Here is a 17,369-nt window from a genome sequence, read left to right on the forward strand (position 1 = left end):
CCAAAACCCCTTCGGGCCAAAAGTGTTACCCATGTCTCCGGTATAAACCGTAACCTATGTGTCCGGAACGGACCATTTGACGATGGTGAGCGCGATGGGATTCGAACCCATGACCTACTGATTAAAAGTCAGTTGCTCTACCGGCTGAGCTACGCGCTCCCGCGGGCTCGAAAAGGCCGCCCTCGAAATTGCGCGGAACATAGGGAGAGTGCCGCGACCGGTCAACCGGAAAAGAGGGGTTCCAAACCTGCTCTTTGCCCTAATTCGCTGCCCCTTGCTTGTTCCCCCGGGTTCTGGCGACCAGCCCGGCGGTTTGGGTTTCGTGCGGGAACGGCTGCCTGCACGGCGGAACAAATCCGACGCACTGTCGTTTTTTGCCAAAGGGACGTTCGCCAACCCTCGAGGAGAATGCCAATGAATAGAATCACAACGGGCCTGCTTGCCGCCACCCTTTCGGCGACATTCGTCGCGGCGGAGGTGGTGCCGGTCAACGCCCAGCCCAACTTCGTGCCACTCTCCCAGGCGGCAGCGCCGGATGTGCAGACGGTGCAATACCGGGAGTGGAGGAGAAACCGCTCCTTCGACCGCAATTTCTCGCGCAATCGAAGCTTTAGCCGCAACGGTGACATGTATTGGAATGGGCATCGCGGCTATCGTGAATATCGCCGCGGCTATCGCCGTCATGGCGACTACTGGTTCCCGCTGGCCGCCTTCGCGACTGGCGCGCTGATCACCGGCGCGATTGTCAACAACGAGAACAACCGCGTCTATGAAGGCAACTCGCACGTTCAGTGGTGCTACGATCATTATCGGAGCTACCGCGCTTCCGACAACACCTTCCAGCCGAACAATGGTCCTCGTCGGGAGTGCCGCTCCCCTTACTGATCCCTGTTGAGTATCAGTAGCTGGTAATGGTGAGTAAAGGCCCGCGTATAGAAGACGCGGGCCTTGTCGCGTCTATCCTAACATGGTTGGCAGTGGTCGCGTTTGTCAGCTGGCCCAGCTCAGGCTCTTGATAACCAGGTAAAGACCGCCACCTTTGCCGCGGGGAGAGCGGTACGCTCCAACAGCGTCGCAAATCCGTACCATAGCCCCGCTGAGTTCCCATCCGAGTGCTTCGAGGTCGTCGTCGGTATCGACCACGTAAGCCTGCGCCAGCTCGTCGATGCCGTTCTGTTCCCCGAAGGATCGGACCTGCTTTGCGTCCGCAAGGAGTTCGTCGGGCAGGTTGGAGTTCGCCCAGGCCCACAGCCAGTTGCCAGCCATTGTGCTCGTGGAACCCGCGATCTGGATTTCGGCGACGACCGCGACCTTCCCTTCCTGTGAAAACAGCAGCTTCCCCGCTGTCAGGTCGTAGTCATAGCGCGGCCAGTGCCCCAAGTGGAAATCCTTCTCCAGACGGGCGTTCTTCGCGGTAAGCTGTTCGAATGCCTCCGCGCACCAGTTGCTATACCATTCCGGCGTCATTTCCCCCTCGCCAAGCCCTCACCTCAAGGCGATTATGGCACGCTCAATGTCCGGCGCACAGCGTCCCGCCAGCCCGCCAATTTGACGGACCGGGTAGCGGATTCCATGTCGGGCACGAACCGCCGCTCCAGGGCCCAGGTCTTCGCGAATTCCCGCGCCTTCGGCCATACGCCGGCCTTCGAACCGGCAAGCCATGCCGCCCCCAGCGCGGTCGTCTCCAGAATTGTCGGCCGATCGACCGGCGCGTCGAGAATGTCGGCCAGGCGCTGCATGGTCCAGTCCGATGCCACCATGCCGCCATCGACCCTGAGCACCGTCTTTGCCTTGGCGCCCTTCCAATCCTTGTGCATGGCGTCGAGCAGGTCGCGGGTCTGGTAGGCGACGGATTCCAGTGCCGCGCGGGCAAACTCCGCCGGTCCGGTGTTGCGGGTCAATCCGAAAATCGCGCCCCGCGCCTCGGCATCCCAGTGCGGCGCACCGAGCCCGACAAAGGCCGGCACCAGATAGACGTTCTGCGTCGGATCGGCTTCCGCCGCGAGTTTGCCGCTCTGCTCTGCCTTGCCGATCACCTTGATGCCGTCGCGCAGCCATTGCACGGCAGCCCCAGCGATGAAGATCGAGCCTTCCAGCGCATAGGTGGTCTTGCCGTTCAGCCGATAGGCAATGGTGGTCAAGAGTCGGTTCTTCGACCGCACCAGGTCGCTGCCGGTGTTGAGCAACGCAAAACAGCCGGTGCCATAGGTGGATTTCATCATGCCTGGCTCGAAGCAGGCCTGGCCAATCGTCGCGGCATGCTGGTCGCCGGCAACGCCGAGGATTCTGATTTCGGCGCCAAACAGGTTTTTCTCTGTTATTCCATAATCATCGGCGCAATCCTTGACTTCGGGCAGCATCGCGGCGGGGATGCGCAGGATGGCCAGCAGCTCCTCGTCCCAGGCATTCTCCGCAATGTTGTAGACCAGCGTGCGCGACGCGTTGGTGGCATCCGTGGCGTGAACCTTGCCGCCGGTCAGCCGCCAGATCAAAAAGCTGTCGATGGTGCCGGCGAGCAGCTCGCCCTTCTCGGCACGCTTCCTCGCGCCCTTCACCTTGTCCAGCATCCAGGCGATCTTGGTGCCGGAGAAATAGGGGTCGAGCAGCAGGCCGGTCTTGCGGGTGAATTTCTTCTCAAGCCCCTGCTTCCTGAGCTTCTGGCATAACGGTGCGGTGCGCCGGTCTTGCCAGACAATGGCGTTGTGAATCGGTTTGCCGGTCGCTTTGTCCCAGATGACGACCGTCTCGCGCTGGTTGGTGATGCCGATCGCAGCCACATCCGAAGCGTCGCGGCCGGCATTCTTTAGCGCGGCCCTCACCGTCTCAATGACGCTCGACCAGATCTCCTCCGGATCGTGTTCGACCCAGCCTGAGGCCGGATAGTGCTGGGCGAATTCCTTCTGTCCGCTGCCCACGACATTCATCGTGCCGTCGAACAGGATCGCCCGTGTCGATGTCGTTCCCTGGTCGATCGCAAGCACCAAACCGCTCATTCTGCATCCTCCGCCTTGACAAAAAGAAGGGAGACGGCAACGCGCCGCCTCCCTCAATTTCACACGGGCGCGAACGCCCGCATAGATCGTCTTACTTTTGCCAGCTCTTGACCAGTTCGTCGTAGTTGATGGTGACCGGCTTTTCCTTCTCGTTCTCGATCTTGAGCTGAGGCGCGAGATTGCCCTTCTTGACTGCGTCGGCGTTCCAGTAGGCGAGATCATGCTCTTCGGCCATCTTCGGGCCGATATCGCCCTGGACACCCGATTTCTCGATGCGGCTCATCACCTTCTCCTGCTCGCCGCAGAGCGAGTCCATCGCTTCCTGAGCCGTCTTGGCTCCGGACGACGCATCGCCGATTGCCTGCCACCAGAGCTGAGCCAGCTTCGGATAGTCAGGCACGTTGGTGCCGGTCGGGGACCACTGCACACGGGCGGGTGAGCGGTAGAACTCGATCAGGCCGCCGAGCTTCGGCGCACGTTCGGTGAAGCTCTTGTCGTGGATAGTACTCTCGCGGATGAAGGTCAGGCCGACATGGCTCTTCTTCACGTCCACGGTCTTCGAGGTGACGAATTGCGCGTAAAGCCAGGCGGCCTTGGCGCGATCGGTCGGCGTCGACTTCATCAGCGTCCAGGAACCCACGTCCTGGTAGCCGAGCTTCATGCCGTCCTTCCAGTACACGCCGTGCGGCGACGGCGCCATGCGCCACTTCGGCGTGCCATCGTCGTTCAGCACCGCCTTAGCGCCGGCGTCGACCATCGAAGCGGTGAAGGCGGTGTACCAGAAGATCTGCTGGGCAACCGCCCCTTGCGCCGGCACCGGGCCGGATTCAGAGAAGGTCATGCCTTGCGCTTCGGCAGGCGCGTAGGCTTTCAACCAGTCGAGATACTTCTGGATCGAATAGACCGCCGCAGGACCATTGGTATCGCCGCCGCGGGCGGTGCAGGAGCCGACAGGGCGTGAATTCTCGTCGACCTTGATGCCCCACTCGTCGACCGGCAAGCCATTCGGCAGGCCCTTGTCGCCATTGCCGGCCATCGACAGCCAGGCGTCGGTGAACCGCCAGCCCAGCGACGGGTCCTTCTTGCCGTAGTCCATGTGGCCATAGACCTTCTTGCCGTCTATCTCGCGACCGGTGAAGAATTCGGCGATGTCCTCATACGCCGACCAATTGACCGGAACGCCGAGGTCGTAGCCGTATTTCGCCTTGAAGTCGGCCTTGTTCTTCTCGTCGTTGAACCAGTCGTAACGGAACCAGTAGAGGTTGGCGAACTGCTGATCGGGCAGTTGGTAGAGCTTCTTGTCGGGAGCCGTCGTGAACGAGGTGCCGATGAAGTCCTTCAGGTCCAGGTTCGGATTTGTGACGTCCTTGCCCTCACCCGCCATCCAGTCGGTCAGATTGCGCACCTGCTGGTAGCGCCAGTGGGTGCCGATCAGGTCGGAATCGTTGACCCAGCCGTCATAGAGGTTCTGGCCGGTCTGCATCTGCGTCTGGATCTTCTCAACGACGTCGCCTTCCTGGATAACGTCATGTGTGATCTTGATGCCGGTGATGGCGGTAAAGGCCGGCGCCAGCACCTGCGATTCATACTGGTGGGTGGCGATGGTTTCAGAGACGACCTTGATGTCCATGCCGGCGAACGGCTTGGCGGCGTCGATGAACCATTGCATTTCGGCTTCCTGATCGGCGCGCGAAAGCGTCGACAGGGGGCCGATTTCCTTGTCCAGGAAGGACTTGGCTTCGTCCATTCCGGCATAGGCATTGCCTGCCCCCAGCAACAGGACAAGGGCGGTCGTTGACGTTAAAAATTGCCGTCGCATTAGTTTCCTCCACAGTTTTAAGTTTCAAGTGCGATCTGGAGCAGTCGCCGGCACGCGGCCGCTCCAACAGTTTCCCCCTCTATACGTAGCGGAACACGCCGACGGCGTAGACCACGGAGAGAGCGAGAGCCCACCAAAGGTTGGATCCGACGAGACCCAGCCAAGCGAGATGAATAAAGGCACTGCCAAGCAGCGACAGAAACAGGCGATCGCCGCGTGTCGTCTCGAAGCGCAGCATGCCGACGCGCGGATTGCCGCCTGGCGAGGCGTATTCCCAAGCGGCCATGCCGCACAGCAACAGAAGAATGGTGGCGAAGAAAGCGGCCGTCGGCCACGTCCACGCCATCCAGGAGAGGTCGAGATTCATGATCATACCCTCCCCAGGGCGAAGCCCTTGGCGATATAGTTGCGGACAAACCAGATGACGAGCGCGCCAGGGATCAGCGTCAGCACGCCGGCTGCGGCAAGGAGGCCCCAGTCCATGCCGGCGGCCGATACGGTGCGCGTCATGGTGGCGGCGATCGGCTTGGCGTCGGTGGTGGTCAGCGTGCGCGCGATCAACAGTTCCACCCATGAGAACATGAAGCAGAAGAAGCAGGCGACGCCGATGCCGCTGGCGATCAGCGGCATGAATATCCTGACAAAGAAACGCGGGAACGAATAGCCGTCGATATAGGCGGTTTCATCGATCTCCTTCGGCACGCCCGACATGAAGCCTTCGAGGATCCACACCGCCAGCGGCACGTTGAACAGGCAGTGCGCCAGCGCCACCGCAATGTGCGTGTCGATGAGGCCGAAGGCCGAATAGAGCTGGAAGAACGGCAGTGCGAACACGGCCGGCGGCGCCATGCGGTTGGTCAGCAGCCAGAAGAACAGATGCTTATCGCCGAGGAAACGATAGCGCGAGAAAGCGTAAGCCGCAGGCAGCGCCACCGACACCGAAATCACCATGTTCATGACGACATAGGTGATCGAGTTGATGTAGCCGGAATACCAAGCCCTCTGCGTGAAGATGGTGACGTAGTTGGCGATCGTCGGCGTGTGCGGGTAGAGCGTCATCGAGTTGACGATCTCGGCATTGGTCTTGAAGCTCATATTGATGAGCCAGTAAATCGGCAGCAGAAGTACGATGATGTAGAGCGTCGGCACGATCCACCACCAGCGCGATTCCTCGCCGCGCCGGCGCATGCGCCTGTCGAGATCGCTCTGCGACAGTGCACCGGCGAGACTTTCCGAGGCGGTCCCGTTCATCGCATTGCGCTCGGTTCGTTCATTGGCGCCAGCCATTTCAGCGCTCCGCGTCGTAATTGGTCATCACGGTGTAGAACACCCATGACAACAACAGGATGATGAGGAAGTAGACCAGCGACATGGCGGCCGCCGGGCCAAGGTCGAACTGGCCGAGCGCCGTCTTGACGAGGTCGATCGACAGGAAGGTCGTCGAGTTGCCCGGCCCGCCGCCGGTGACGACGAACGGTTCGGTGTAGATCATGAAACTGTCCATGAAGCGCAGCAGCACGGCGATCAAAAGCACGCGCTGCATCTTCGGCAGCTGGATGTAGCGGAATACCGCCCAGCGCGAGGCCCCGTCGATCTTTGCCGCCTGGTAGAAGGCATCGGGGATCGAGACCAGCCCGGCATAGCAGAGCAGCACGACGAGGCTGGTCCAGTGCCAGACATCCATGACGATGATCGTCACCCAGGCATCGAACGGATCCTGCACGTAATTGTAGTCGATGCCGATCGCGTTGAGGTAATAGCCCAACAGTCCGATGTCGTTGCGTCCGAACACCTGCCAGATGGTGCCGACGACATTCCACGGGATCAGTAGTGGCAGCGACATCAGCACCAGGCAGACCGGCACGCCCCAGCCCTTCTTAGGCATGTTGAGCGCGATGAAGATGCCGAGCGGCACCTCGATCGCCAGGATGATAAAGGAAAAGATCAGGTTGCGAACCATCGCTTCCCAGAAGCGGCTGGATGAAAGCAGTTCCTCGAACCATTCGGTGCCGGCCCAGGTGAAGACATTGTTTCCGAACGTGTCCTGCACCGAATAGTTGACCACCGTCATCAGCGGTATGACGGCGGTGAAGGCCACCAGCACCAGCACCGGCAGCACGAGGAACCAGGCCTTGTTGTTCCAGGTCTTGTCCATCTATGCCTCCATCTCGACACGCCAGGAACCGGCATAGATGTTGATGCCGGCCGGATCGAACCGCACCTTCGGTTCGGCTGGCACGGTCTCGTCCTCACCGATGACGGCAGCGATGTCCCTGCCTTCCAGCTTGGCGCGAACCACCTTGTGGCGGCCGACATCCTCGACCTTGGTGATCGAGACGGCCATGCCGTCCCGGCCGAGCCGCACATATTCGGGGCGAATGCCGAGTTCGACGGCGCCGCCGGCGGCTTTGGGCGCGCCCGGCAGTTCGATACGCTGCGAGCCGAGCGTCGCCGTCTTGCCGTCGATCGCCACCGGCATGACGTTCATGCCCGGCGAACCGATGAAATAACCGACAAAGGTATGGCGCGGCCGCTCGAACAGTTCGGCCGGCGTGCCGATCTGCACGATGCCGCCATCATACATGACGACGACCTGGTCAGCGAAGGTCAGCGCCTCGGTCTGGTCGTGGGTGACATACACCATCGTGTAGCCGAAGCGGCGATGAAGCTGTTTCAATTGCGAGCGCAGCACCCACTTCATATGCGGGTCGATGACGGTCAGCGGCTCGTCGAACAGGATGGCGTTGACGTCCGAGCGCACCAGGCCGCGGCCGAGCGAGATCTTCTGCTTCTGGTCAGCGGTCAGGCCCCTGGCCTTCTTCTTCGCCCAGGACGCCAGGTCGATCATCTCCAGCGTCTCGCGCACCTTGCGGTCGACATCTGCCTCCGGTACGCCGCGATTGCGTAGCGGGAACGCCAGATTGTCATAGACCGTCATGGTGTCGTAGATGACCGGGAACTGGAACACTTGCGCGATATTGCGCTCCTGCGTCGACAGATTGGTCACGTCCCTGCCGTTGAACAGCAACTGGCCATGCGAGGGATGCAGCAGCCCCGATATGATGTTGAGCAGCGTGGTCTTGCCGCAGCCGGACGGCCCGAGCAGCGCGTAGGCACCACCATCCTCGAAAGTGTGATGCACTTCGCGCAGCGCGAAATCGGCATCCTTGCGCGGGTTCGGCAGATAGGAATGCCTGACATGGTTGACGTCGATGCGCGCCATATCGCCCTCCTCAAGCCGCCAGCTTCGGCGCGGTCACGGCCCGGCCGTGCTCGTCGAAGACCATGATGTGACGTGGATCGATGAACACTTCGACCACCGCGTCTGTCTCGAAATCCCTGATGCCATGGGTCAACATCACCCAGCGCACATCGGCAAAGTCGAGATGGATGAAGCTTTCGGACCCGGTGATTTCCGTGATGGTGACTTTCGCCCGCACCGGCACCGCGGAGGCATTGGGCCGGTCGAGCGAAAGATGGTGCGGCTGGAAGCCGACCGTATAGTTCGCATCGGCGATGCCGACGAGATCAGCGGGCACCGGCAGCTTGACGCCGCCCTCCAGCAGAAAATCCGCCCCCTTCTTGGCCAGCACGATGGTGTTGAGCGGCGGATCGGCGAAGGTCCTCGCCGTCACCAGGTCGACCGGTTTGCGGAACACGTCGATGGTCGGCCCAAACTGGGTGATGCGGCCTTCCGACAGCGTTGCTGTATTGCCGCCGAGCAGCAGGGCCTCATGTGGCTCGGTGGTGGCATAGACGAAGATGGTACCGGCGGCCGCGAATATCCTCGGCAGTTCGGCTCGCAATTCCTCGCGCAATTTGTAGTCGAGATTTGCAAGCGGTTCGTCGAGCAGCACAAGGCTGGCATTCTTGACGATGGCGCGCGCCAGCGCGGTGCGCTGCTGCTGCCCGCCCGACAGACTGAGCGGCGTGCGGTCGAGATAGGGGGTCAGTTTGAGGAGTGCCGCCGCTTCGCGCACCTGGCTGTCGATCTTGCCCTGCTCGACGCCGGCCACCTTGAGGGGTGAGGCGATGTTGTCATAGACGGTCATCGCCGGATAATTGATGAACTGCTGGTAGACCATGGCGATCTTGCGCTTCTGCACAGGCGTGCCAGTGACATTCCGGCCGTCGAACCAGACCGAGCCGGAGGTCGGCACATCGAGGCCGGCCATCAGCCGCATCAGGCTGGTCTTGCCTGAAAGTGTGGGCCCGAGCAAAACGTTGAGCGAGCCGTGCTGAAGCGTCAGCGACACGTCGCGGATGTGCTCGACCGCACCGACCGTCTTGGTGACGTTCCTCAGTTCCAGCATGACGCCTCCTCCCAGGCTTTCCGCATCAGCTCAAAACCTCTTCATTCGGCGGCCGCGACGTGCTGCCGGCTTATGCCGCGCATGAATTCATCGAGTGCCGCGACCTGCTCGCGGTTAAGATGCAGGCCGCGCTTGGTTCGCCGCCACAGCACGTCTTCCGCCGTCACAGCCCATTCGTTTTCAACGAGATAGCGCACCTCGGCTTCGTGGAGATCGCCACCGAAATTGCGGCCGAGATCGGCAATCGACTTGGCCAAGCCGAGCAGCACCTGTACACGCGTTCCATAGAGCCTCGTCAGCCGGCGCGCCAAGCGCTGGTCGAGGAAAGGATAGGCGCTTTTCAGCTTCGCCACCTGCGCATCGAAACCCGTGGCCGGAAAATCGCCGCCCGGCAGCGGCGCATCTGATGTCCACGGCTTGCCGCGCTTGCCGAGAAAACCTTCGATCTTCTCCAGCATCGATTCCGACAGCCGGCGATAGGTGGTGATCTTGCCGCCAAACGCGTTGACCAGCGGCGCGGCGCCGTCGCCGCCATCCGCCTTCAGCACATAGTCACGTGTCGCTTCCTGCGCCTTGGAGGCGCCGTCATCGTAGAGCGGACGCACGGCCGAATAGGTCCAGACGATGTCGGAACGCTTGACGGGAACCGCGAAATACTCGCTCGCCGCGGCACAGAGATAGTCGATCTCGGTGTCGCTGATCCTCACATCATGTGGGTCGCCGGGATAATCCTGGTCGGTGGTGCCGATCAGCGTGAACTCGTCCTCGTAGGGGATGGCGAAGATGATGCGGCCGTCCCTGTTCTGGAAGAAATAGGCGCGCGGGTCGTCGAACTTCTTGGCGATGACGATGTGGCTGCCCTGCACGAGGCGGACATTGTGCACGTCGTTGAGGCCGACGACGCCGGACAGCACGTGGTCGACCCAAGGACCCGCCGCATTGACCAGCAACCGTGCCTTGACCTCGTCGGTCTCGCCGGTCCGTAGGTCCTCGATCTTTATCGCCCAGATTCCGCCCTCGCGGCGCGCTCCAACCACTTTGGTGCGAGTCCGGATCGTTGCGCCCCGGTCAGCGGCGTCACGAGCATTCAGCGCCACCAGCCGCGCGTCGTTGACCCAACCATCCGAATATTCGAAAGCCTTTTTGAACAGCGGCTTCAAAGGCTTGCCCGCCGGGTCGCTTGCCATGTCGAGCGTTCTGGTCGCCGGCAGCAACTTGCGCCCGCCGATGTGGTCGTAAAGGAAAAGGCCGAGCCGGATCAGCCAGGCCGGGCGCAGGCCCTTGGCATAGGGCAGCACGAAGCGCATCGGCCAGATGATGTGCGGAGCGTTCTTCCACAGAACCTCGCGCTCCATCAGCGCCTCGCGCACCAGGCGGAATTCATAGAATTCGAGATAGCGCAGCCCGCCATGGATCAGCTTGGTCGAACCGGACGAGGTTCCGCTGGCGAGATCGTTCATTTCGGCGAGAAAGACCGAGAACCCGCGTCCCACGGCATCGCGGGCGATGCCGCAGCCGTTGATGCCGCCACCTATGACGAAAATGTCCCGGACTGAAGATGTGTCCACCTAGCTCCTCCACGATTTCGCATTGCACCATTTTTGCTCTTTTGCGAAACCGTGGCGGAATTATTTCGAACTCATAACGAATGTCAAACGAAATATCACACGCCTGTGAGAAGACCGTGAATTGCGTCAGCCAAGCGACGTCTCGATGAGCTGAACCTCGGCCTCCTGGCAGATCTTGCGCACGGACGGGATGTCGCAGCGATCGGTGATGAAGGTGTTGACCTGCGACAGATGGCCGATACGCACAGGCGCCGTGCGTTCGAACTTGGTCTGGTCGGAAACCAGGATGACGTGCCTGGCGTTGGCGATGATCGCTTGCGCCACCTTCACCTCGCGGAAATCAAAATCGAGCAGCGCGCCATCATGATCGATAGCCGAGGCGCCGATGACAGCGTAGTCGACCTTGAACTGCCTGATGAAATCGACCGCCGCCTCGCCGACAACACCCCCGTCGGAGCCGCGCACCACGCCGCCCGCAATCACCACCTCGATCGAGGGATAGATGCGCATCCTATTGGCAACATTGATGTTATTGGTGATGACCATCAGGCCGTCGTGATCGAGTAGCGCCTTGCTGACCGCCTCTGTCGTGGTGCCGATGTTGATGAACAGCGAGGCGTTGTCGGGGATCAGCCTGGCCGCCGCGCGGCCTATCGCTTCCTTCTCGTCGGCCGCGATCTTGCGCCTGGCTTCATACTCCATGTTCTCGATACCAGACGGGAACAAGGCGCCGCCATGGACACGCGAAAGCAGCCGCTGGTCGCACAAGTCGTTGAGGTCCTTGCGTATGGTCTGCGGCGTCACGTTGAAATGCGTGGCTAGGTCATCGACCAGCACGCGGCCGTTGTCCTTGGCCATCTGGATGATCTCGGCATGGCGCGGCGACAGATACATAAGGCAAGCTCCCGTTTTCGTTTTTTTTGCTTATAATATAAAACGAAACCGATGAAAAGGTGCAAGCCGGCTAACGAAATCTGATGATTGTACGGGTGAACCTCGGTGCCACCTTCATCCAGCCTTTTCAGGCCGTGGCACGCGCAATTTCGGTAATGGCGGTGAAAGCGGCATCGACGTCTCCCGCCGTCGCGTCGAACTGGCCGACCTGGAAGCGGATCGCCACCTTTCCATCGAGCTTCGTTTGCGTCAGGTAGATGCGGCCATCGTCGTTGATCGCATTGACGAGCCGCAGATTGTGCTCGTCGGCATCGGCGCCCGAGGCAGCCTTGTGCCGGAACGAAAACAGCGACAGCATCGGCTCGGTGACGATCTCGAAATCCACCTCCCTTGCCAGCCGAGCGGCAAGGCCCTCGCTCCAGGCGACATGGTTGCGGATCATGGTTCGCAGGTTTTCCAGTCCATGCGCGCGCAGCAGAAACCAAAGCTTCAGCGCCCGGAAGCGCCGACCAAGCGGCACCGACCATTCGGAATAGTTGATGATGCCGTCGCGGCCATGTGTCTTAAGGAATTCGGGCTTGATGGCCAGCGTGCGAACGAGGTCCTCGGGCTGGCGAATGAACTGCATCGAGCAGTCGAATTGCGCGCCCAGCCATTTGTGGGGGTTGAAGACGATGGAATCCGCCAGCTCGGCGCCGGCCCAGAAATGCCGGTACTCCGGGCAGATCATCGCCGACCCGGCCCAGGCGGCATCGACATGCAGGTAGAGCCCATGCCGACCGGCGACTGCCGCAATTGCTGCAATATCGTCCGTGCCCCCGGTGCTGGTGCCGCCGACGCTGGCGATGATGCCGGCGGGCAACATGCCGGCCGCGCGGTCGGCGACGATTGCCGCGTCGAGTGCGGCTGCGTCCATGGCGCGAAAACGGCCGGCGACAGGAATGCGCACGAGATTGTCCTCGCCTATGCCTGACACCCAGATCGCCCGATCGATCGAAGTGTGCACCTGGTCGGAGGAATAGATGCGCAACCGCCCCTGCCCGGCCAATCCTTTTTTGTTGCCTTGCCAGTCCAGCGCCCGCTCGCGCATCGTCAACACCGCGTTGAGTGTCGCCGACGAGGCCGAATCCTGGATAACGCCGGAGAATCCTTCCGGCAGGCCGAGCGCCTGGCGCATCCAGTCGACGGTCCGCATTTCAAGCTCGGTCGCCGCCGGCGAGGTCTGCCAGAGCATGCATTGCGCGGCCATCGCCGACACCAGATATTCAGCCACCACCGAGACCGGCGCCGCGTTGGCCGGGAAATAGGCGAAGAAGCGCGGGTGCTGCCAATGCGTCATCCCCGGCACGATCTTCTCTTGGAAATCGGCGAAAATCCTGTCCATCGACTCCGCGTCTTCGGGCGGCGACGCCTCGATGCTCCTGAAAATGTCGCCCGGCTCGATCAGCGGCCGCACCGGCCGCTCACGCAAATTGTTGCGATAGTCGGCGCCCCAATCAGCGGCGCGTTGCGACCATTGCCGGAAATCATCATTGTTCATCTTGTCCTCCCGACAGGTCATTCGCTGCCGGTGGTAGCCGCCGGCTCCTCAAGATCGGATATTAGTCACCATGTGAAATATTTGAAGCCGCCGACGGGCGCGAGATATGCGGACTAGCCAGGAAAATCCGGCAGGCTGGCGAAGGCCGTCTTCAGCGCATTCGACCATCCATCGGAGATCGTGCGATAATACTGGTCGTCCTGGCCGATCCGCTTCTTAAGGCCGACCTGAAAGGCGTCCTGCTCCAGGAAAAGCAGGTCGAGCGGCAGGCCGACCGACAGGTTCGACTTCAGCGTCGAATCGAACGACACCAGAAGCAGTTTCACCGTCTCTGCCAGGCTCATCGTCTTTTCGTAGGCGCGAATGATGATCGGCTTGCCGTACTTGGTCTCTCCGATCTGGAAGAACGGCGTGTCGTCGGTCGACTCGATGAAGTTGCCTTCGGGGTAGATCATGAACAGGCGTGGCGGGCTGCCCTTGATCTGCCCGCCGAGGATGAAGGAGGCATTGAAATAGGAATCGGCCTTCTCGCCCGCGGGCGACGATTGCGCGATCACTTCCTTCACCGTGTCGCCGAGCAGCCGCACCGTCTGGTACATGGATGGCGTCTCGAGCAGCTTCTCATGGCGGTCGGTCACCGCCTTGGTGCGCTCGTCGAGCAGGCTGACCACGGCCTGTGTCGTCGCCAGGTTGCCGGCCGACATCAGCACGATGACGCGCTCGCCCGGCTGTTCCCAGACATGCATCTTCTTGAAGGTCGAGATCGAATCCATACCGGCATTGGTGCGCGTGTCCGACATGAACACGAGCCCGCGATCGATCTTGAGGCCGACGCAATAGGTCATGGAATCTCTTAAGGCGGTAATCCCTGGGGGATTACTGCTCTACCGTGACGGTGACCGCAAGCAGTTCTTCCGCCTGTCCCAGTCGAATTCCCGACACCGGCGAAGCGTCACGGTAGTCGCGGCCGGTTGCCACTTTCACATAGCGTTCGTCGGGAGAAATACCGTTGGCGGGGTCGAAGGCAACCCAGCCGAGGCCCGCGACATGCGCTTCAGCCCAGGCGTGGCTTGCCGCCTGCTCCACCGCATCCATCATCAGATAGCCGCTGACATAGCGGGCCGGAAATCCCATGGCGCGCGCGGCGGCGGCAAAGATGTGGCTATGATCCTGGCAGACTCCGGTTTTCAGTACCAAAGCTTCCTCGGCCGAGGTCGTCGCATTGGTTGTTCCCGGCGTGTAGGCGACGCGCTCGCCAATGGCGGCCATCAGCCGGTGCAGCCTGTCAAGGTCGGTGCCCTTGCCGACCGCCTCGGTAAGATCACGGATGCCGCCGCCTATGGTGGTCAAAGCGGTCTCCTGCGCGAACAACCAAAGTGGCGCGAAGCCCTGATGAGGCCCGCAAACACCCGATGTATCGCGCGTCACCACCTCGCCCAACGCTTCGACTGTGATGAAGTCGTGGTCACCCTCGACGCTCAACAGCCTGTTGTCGTTGCCGTAGTGGTCGGTAAATCGCACTTCCTCGCGCGCACCGTCGACCTTCAGCGCCCAGGACAGCACGGTCTGAGTCGGCCCGCTCACGGGAAGCAGCCGCAGCCTCTGGAGCAGATACTGCACCGGTGCGTCGTAGCGGTATTCGGTCCGGTGCGTGATTTTCAGCCGCATGGCCATCTTCCGTTCGCGTGCATGATCTCTAGCGAAAACCGATATCCACTTCCCGGGATCATGCTCAATAAAACCTGTAGTCCTGCGCGATCTCGTCGCCGAGCCTGGTGTTGTCGCGAATAAACCCGGCCAGGAACTCGTGCAGCCCGGCGTCGAATATGTCCTTGATCGATCCTGCTTGCAGCATTGCCTGCGTCTTTTCCGCTGTCGCATGGCAGGCATGGCGCTCGCCATAGTCGTCGCCCAGGAACTTCAGATGCTCTGCCAGGAAGCGATAGCAGAAGGTCAGCGATCGCGGCATGCGGACGTTGAGAATCAGGTAGTCGGCGATGTTGGTCGGCTTGTAGTCGGCATCATAAACCCAGCGATACGAGCGATGCGCCGACACCGAGCGCAGGATCGATTCCCACTGATAGTTGTCGAGCGTCGAGCCGACCCAGGAGATCGACGGCAACAGCACGTAGTATTTCACGTCGAGGATGCGCGCGGTGTTGTCGGCGCGCTCGACATAGGTGCCGAGCTGCGAGAAATCGAAGATCTCGTTGCGCAGCATGGTGCCGTAAAACGAGCCGCGGATCAGCGCGGTCTCGCGCTTGATCGCGTCGAGCACGTTGGGCAGCTCGCGCTCGTCGATCGGCCTCGCCAGCATCCGTTTCAGCGCCATCCAGGCTTCGTTGATGCTCTCCCACGTCTCGCGCGTCAGCGCGGTGCGCACCATGCGCGCATTGTTGCGGGCGGTCTCGATCGACGACATCGTGCTCGATGGGTTCGACGTGTCACGCAAGAGAAAATCGGAGACATTGGCGGCCGTATAGTCCGGGTATTTCTGCTTGAAGGTGATGTCTGAGCCGGCGCTGAGCAGCACCGAATTCCACTCCTCCGACGCGCTCTGGGTGCGAGTGAGCGCCATGCGCAGCCCGGCGTCGACCAGCCGCGCCATGTTTTCCGCCCGCTCGATATAGCGGTTCATCCAGTAGAGCCCGTTGGCGGTGCGGCCGAGAAGCATGGGAAGGCCCTTGGGCTAGTGAGTAGAGATTAGTGAGTAGTCAGTAGTAAATAGTTGAATCCATATGAGATATGACATGCGTTTTCCCTCTGTAGCTGACTACTCACTACTTACTAATCGCTAATCCCTACTCGCTCAGCTCAATCATCCAGCACCCAGGTATCTTTCGTCCCGCCGCCCTGGGAAGAGTTCACCACCAGTGAGCCTTCCTTCAGCGCCACCCGCGTCAGCCCGCCGGGCACGATCTGGATGCGATCCGAGACCAGGACGTAGGGCCTGAGATCGACGTGGCGCGGCGCCAGCCCCTTTTCCGTCAGGATCGGACAGGTCGAGAGCGCGAGCGTCGGCTGGGCGATGTAATTAGACGGTTTGGCCTGCAGCTTCTTGGCGAAATCCTGACATTCCTTCTTGGTCGCCGCTGGGCCGACCAGCATGCCGTAGCCGCCGGAACCATGCACTTCCTTGATCACCAGTTCGTGAATGTGCTCGAGCACATATTTCAGGCTGTCCGGTTCCGAACAGCGCCAGGTCGGGATGTTGCCGAGGATCGCCTTGCGGCCGGTGTAGAATTCGACGATCTCCGGCATATAGGAATAGATCGCCTTGTCGTCGGCGATACCCGTGCCAGGCGCATTGGCGATGGTGATATTGCCGGCGCGGTAGACATCCATGATGCCGGGTATGCCAAGCGCTGAATCCGGCCTGAAGGTCAGCGGATCGAGGAAGGAATCATCGACGCGGCGGTAAAGCACGTCGATCTGCTTGTAGCCTTCGGTGGTGCGCATCGCGACATGGCCGTCGACGACGCGCAGGTCCTGGCCCTCCACAAGCTGCACACCCATCTGGTCGGCAAGGAAAGCGTGTTCGAAATAGGCGGAATTGAAACTGCCCGGCGTCAGCACCGCGATGGTCGGGGCACCCTTGGTGTTCTGCGGCCGCACGGCCGCCAGCGACTGGCGCAGCAGCTGCGGGTAGTTCTCCACTGGCCGCACCTTGATCTTCTGGAACAGCTCGGGGAACAGCTGCATCATCGTTTCGCGGTTCTCCAGCATGTAGGAGACACCGGACGGCGTGCGCGCATTGTCTTCCAGAACGTAGAACTCGTCCTCGCTGATGCGAACGATGTCGACGCCGATAATGTGGGTATAGACGCCGGCCGGCGGCCGCACGCCGATCATCTCCGGCAGGAAGGCTTCGTTCCTGGCGATCAGATCCCTTGGGACGCGGCCGGCGCGCAGGATTTCTTGGCGATGGTAGATATCGTCGAGGAAGGCGTTCAGCGCCTGGACGCGCTGCTCGATGCCCTGCGTCAGGCGCCGCCACTCATTGCCTGAAATGATGCGAGGGACGATGTCGAACGGGATCAGCCGTTCGGAGGCTTCCTGTTCGCCATAGACGGCGAAGGTAATGCCCGTCTTGCGAAAGACGCGTTCGGCGTCCTGCATCTTCTCGGTAAGCCTGGCTGGATCCTGCTCCTTCAGCCAGCGATCGTAAGCCGAATACGGTCTTCTCAATCCGGAGACTTCCGGAAGCATTTCATCGAACGCTGCCAATCGCATACTCCCCTG

Annotated in this window: 16 protein-coding genes and 1 tRNA gene; 1 reads left to right on the top strand and 16 read right to left on the bottom strand. The window is 61.1% G+C overall.

Features of this window, described 5'->3' with window-relative positions; genetic code table 11:
* Positions 1-83 precede the first annotated feature (83 nt).
* A tRNA-Lys gene (locus tag LB554_RS12005) sits at positions 84-159 on the bottom strand.
* A gap of 255 nt (positions 160-414) precedes the next feature.
* Here LB554_RS12005 and LB554_RS12010 point away from each other — a divergent pair.
* On the top strand, positions 415-885 hold the full coding sequence (locus tag LB554_RS12010; protein WP_015317740.1) for a BA14K family protein: 471 nt from the start codon (positions 415-417) through the stop codon (positions 883-885).
* A gap of 105 nt (positions 886-990) precedes the next feature.
* Here LB554_RS12010 and LB554_RS12015 read toward each other — a convergent pair whose 3' ends face one another.
* The 15 genes from LB554_RS12015 to LB554_RS12085 form a co-directional block, all read right to left on the bottom strand.
* Positions 991-1,467: a DUF6882 domain-containing protein gene (locus tag LB554_RS12015; protein WP_140716900.1), complete on the bottom strand. Its 477-nt coding sequence runs from the start codon at positions 1,465-1,467 to the stop codon at positions 991-993.
* A gap of 32 nt (positions 1,468-1,499) precedes the next feature.
* Complete coding sequence (gene glpK / locus LB554_RS12020) at positions 1,500-2,993, bottom strand: glycerol kinase GlpK (protein WP_140873777.1); 1,494 nt, start codon at positions 2,991-2,993, stop codon at positions 1,500-1,502.
* 91 nt (positions 2,994-3,084) lie between these two features.
* A complete protein-coding gene (locus LB554_RS12025; protein ID WP_015317738.1) occupies positions 3,085-4,812 on the bottom strand; it encodes an ABC transporter substrate-binding protein in 1,728 nt (575 codons plus the stop codon).
* A gap of 79 nt (positions 4,813-4,891) precedes the next feature.
* A complete protein-coding gene (locus tag LB554_RS12030; protein WP_015317737.1) occupies positions 4,892-5,179 on the bottom strand; it encodes a DUF2160 domain-containing protein in 288 nt (95 codons plus the stop codon).
* Between the two features lie 2 nt (positions 5,180-5,181).
* Positions 5,182-6,063 (bottom strand): carbohydrate ABC transporter permease, encoded by an 882-nt coding sequence (locus LB554_RS12035; RefSeq protein ID WP_411962625.1) that lies wholly within the window; start codon positions 6,061-6,063, stop codon positions 5,182-5,184.
* A 37-nt stretch (positions 6,064-6,100) separates the two neighbouring features.
* Positions 6,101-6,967 carry a carbohydrate ABC transporter permease gene (locus LB554_RS12040; protein ID WP_027044598.1) on the bottom strand — a complete coding sequence of 289 codons (867 nt, stop codon included), beginning with the start codon at positions 6,965-6,967 and terminating at the stop codon, positions 6,101-6,103.
* Positions 6,968-8,035, bottom strand: a complete 1,068-nt coding sequence (locus LB554_RS12045) for an ABC transporter ATP-binding protein (protein WP_224584728.1) — start codon at positions 8,033-8,035, stop codon at positions 6,968-6,970.
* Between the two features lie 10 nt (positions 8,036-8,045).
* Positions 8,046-9,125 (bottom strand): ABC transporter ATP-binding protein, encoded by a 1,080-nt coding sequence (locus LB554_RS12050; RefSeq protein WP_140664202.1) that lies wholly within the window; start codon positions 9,123-9,125, stop codon positions 8,046-8,048.
* A gap of 41 nt (positions 9,126-9,166) precedes the next feature.
* Positions 9,167-10,693 (bottom strand): glycerol-3-phosphate dehydrogenase, encoded by a 1,527-nt coding sequence (gene glpD / locus LB554_RS12055; RefSeq protein WP_140616337.1) that lies wholly within the window; start codon positions 10,691-10,693, stop codon positions 9,167-9,169.
* Between the two features lie 126 nt (positions 10,694-10,819).
* Positions 10,820-11,587 carry a DeoR/GlpR family DNA-binding transcription regulator gene (locus tag LB554_RS12060; RefSeq protein WP_015317731.1) on the bottom strand — a complete coding sequence of 256 codons (768 nt, stop codon included), beginning with the start codon at positions 11,585-11,587 and terminating at the stop codon, positions 10,820-10,822.
* A gap of 127 nt (positions 11,588-11,714) precedes the next feature.
* Positions 11,715-13,127: a pyridoxal phosphate-dependent decarboxylase family protein gene (locus tag LB554_RS12065; RefSeq protein WP_224584730.1), complete on the bottom strand. Its 1,413-nt coding sequence runs from the start codon at positions 13,125-13,127 to the stop codon at positions 11,715-11,717.
* 113 nt (positions 13,128-13,240) lie between these two features.
* Positions 13,241-13,972 (bottom strand): peptidase, encoded by a 732-nt coding sequence (locus tag LB554_RS12070; protein ID WP_015317729.1) that lies wholly within the window; start codon positions 13,970-13,972, stop codon positions 13,241-13,243.
* A 31-nt stretch (positions 13,973-14,003) separates the two neighbouring features.
* Positions 14,004-14,795, bottom strand: coding sequence for a transglutaminase domain-containing protein (locus LB554_RS12075; protein WP_224584731.1), 792 nt, complete (start codon positions 14,793-14,795; stop codon positions 14,004-14,006).
* Positions 14,796-14,859: 64 nt separating this feature from the next.
* Positions 14,860-15,801 (bottom strand): alpha-E domain-containing protein, encoded by a 942-nt coding sequence (locus LB554_RS12080; RefSeq protein WP_224584733.1) that lies wholly within the window; start codon positions 15,799-15,801, stop codon positions 14,860-14,862.
* A 140-nt stretch (positions 15,802-15,941) separates the two neighbouring features.
* Positions 15,942-17,354 (bottom strand): circularly permuted type 2 ATP-grasp protein, encoded by a 1,413-nt coding sequence (locus tag LB554_RS12085; protein WP_181166272.1) that lies wholly within the window; start codon positions 17,352-17,354, stop codon positions 15,942-15,944.
* Between the last annotated feature and the right edge of the window lie 15 nt (positions 17,355-17,369).

Source organism: Mesorhizobium sp. CO1-1-11 (assembly GCF_020164995.1).
Taxonomy (GTDB): Bacteria; Pseudomonadota; Alphaproteobacteria; order Rhizobiales; family Rhizobiaceae; genus Mesorhizobium; species Mesorhizobium australicum.

Excerpts from the sequence above, each read along its gene's own strand:
- LB554_RS12010 (WP_015317740.1), top strand. The coding sequence starts at position 415 with ATGAATAGAATCACAACGGGCCTGCTTGCCGCCACCCTTTCGGCGACA.
- LB554_RS12015 (WP_140716900.1), bottom strand. The coding sequence starts at position 1,467 with ATGACGCCGGAATGGTATAGCAACTGGTGCGCGGAGGCATTCGAACAG.
- glpK (WP_140873777.1), bottom strand. The coding sequence starts at position 2,993 with ATGAGCGGTTTGGTGCTTGCGATCGACCAGGGAACGACATCGACACGG.
- LB554_RS12025 (WP_015317738.1), bottom strand. The coding sequence starts at position 4,812 with ATGCGACGGCAATTTTTAACGTCAACGACCGCCCTTGTCCTGTTGCTG.
- LB554_RS12030 (WP_015317737.1), bottom strand. The coding sequence starts at position 5,179 with ATGAATCTCGACCTCTCCTGGATGGCGTGGACGTGGCCGACGGCCGCT.
- LB554_RS12035 (WP_411962625.1), bottom strand. The coding sequence starts at position 6,063 with ATGAACGGGACCGCCTCGGAAAGTCTCGCCGGTGCACTGTCGCAGAGC.
- LB554_RS12040 (WP_027044598.1), bottom strand. The coding sequence starts at position 6,967 with ATGGACAAGACCTGGAACAACAAGGCCTGGTTCCTCGTGCTGCCGGTG.
- LB554_RS12045 (WP_224584728.1), bottom strand. The coding sequence starts at position 8,035 with ATGGCGCGCATCGACGTCAACCATGTCAGGCATTCCTATCTGCCGAAC.
- LB554_RS12050 (WP_140664202.1), bottom strand. The coding sequence starts at position 9,125 with ATGCTGGAACTGAGGAACGTCACCAAGACGGTCGGTGCGGTCGAGCAC.
- LB554_RS12060 (WP_015317731.1), bottom strand. The coding sequence starts at position 11,587 with ATGTATCTGTCGCCGCGCCATGCCGAGATCATCCAGATGGCCAAGGAC.
- LB554_RS12065 (WP_224584730.1), bottom strand. The coding sequence starts at position 13,127 with ATGAACAATGATGATTTCCGGCAATGGTCGCAACGCGCCGCTGATTGG.
- LB554_RS12070 (WP_015317729.1), bottom strand. The coding sequence starts at position 13,972 with ATGACCTATTGCGTCGGCCTCAAGATCGATCGCGGGCTCGTGTTCATG.
- LB554_RS12075 (WP_224584731.1), bottom strand. The coding sequence starts at position 14,795 with ATGCGGCTGAAAATCACGCACCGGACCGAATACCGCTACGACGCACCG.
- LB554_RS12080 (WP_224584733.1), bottom strand. The coding sequence starts at position 15,801 with ATGCTTCTCGGCCGCACCGCCAACGGGCTCTACTGGATGAACCGCTAT.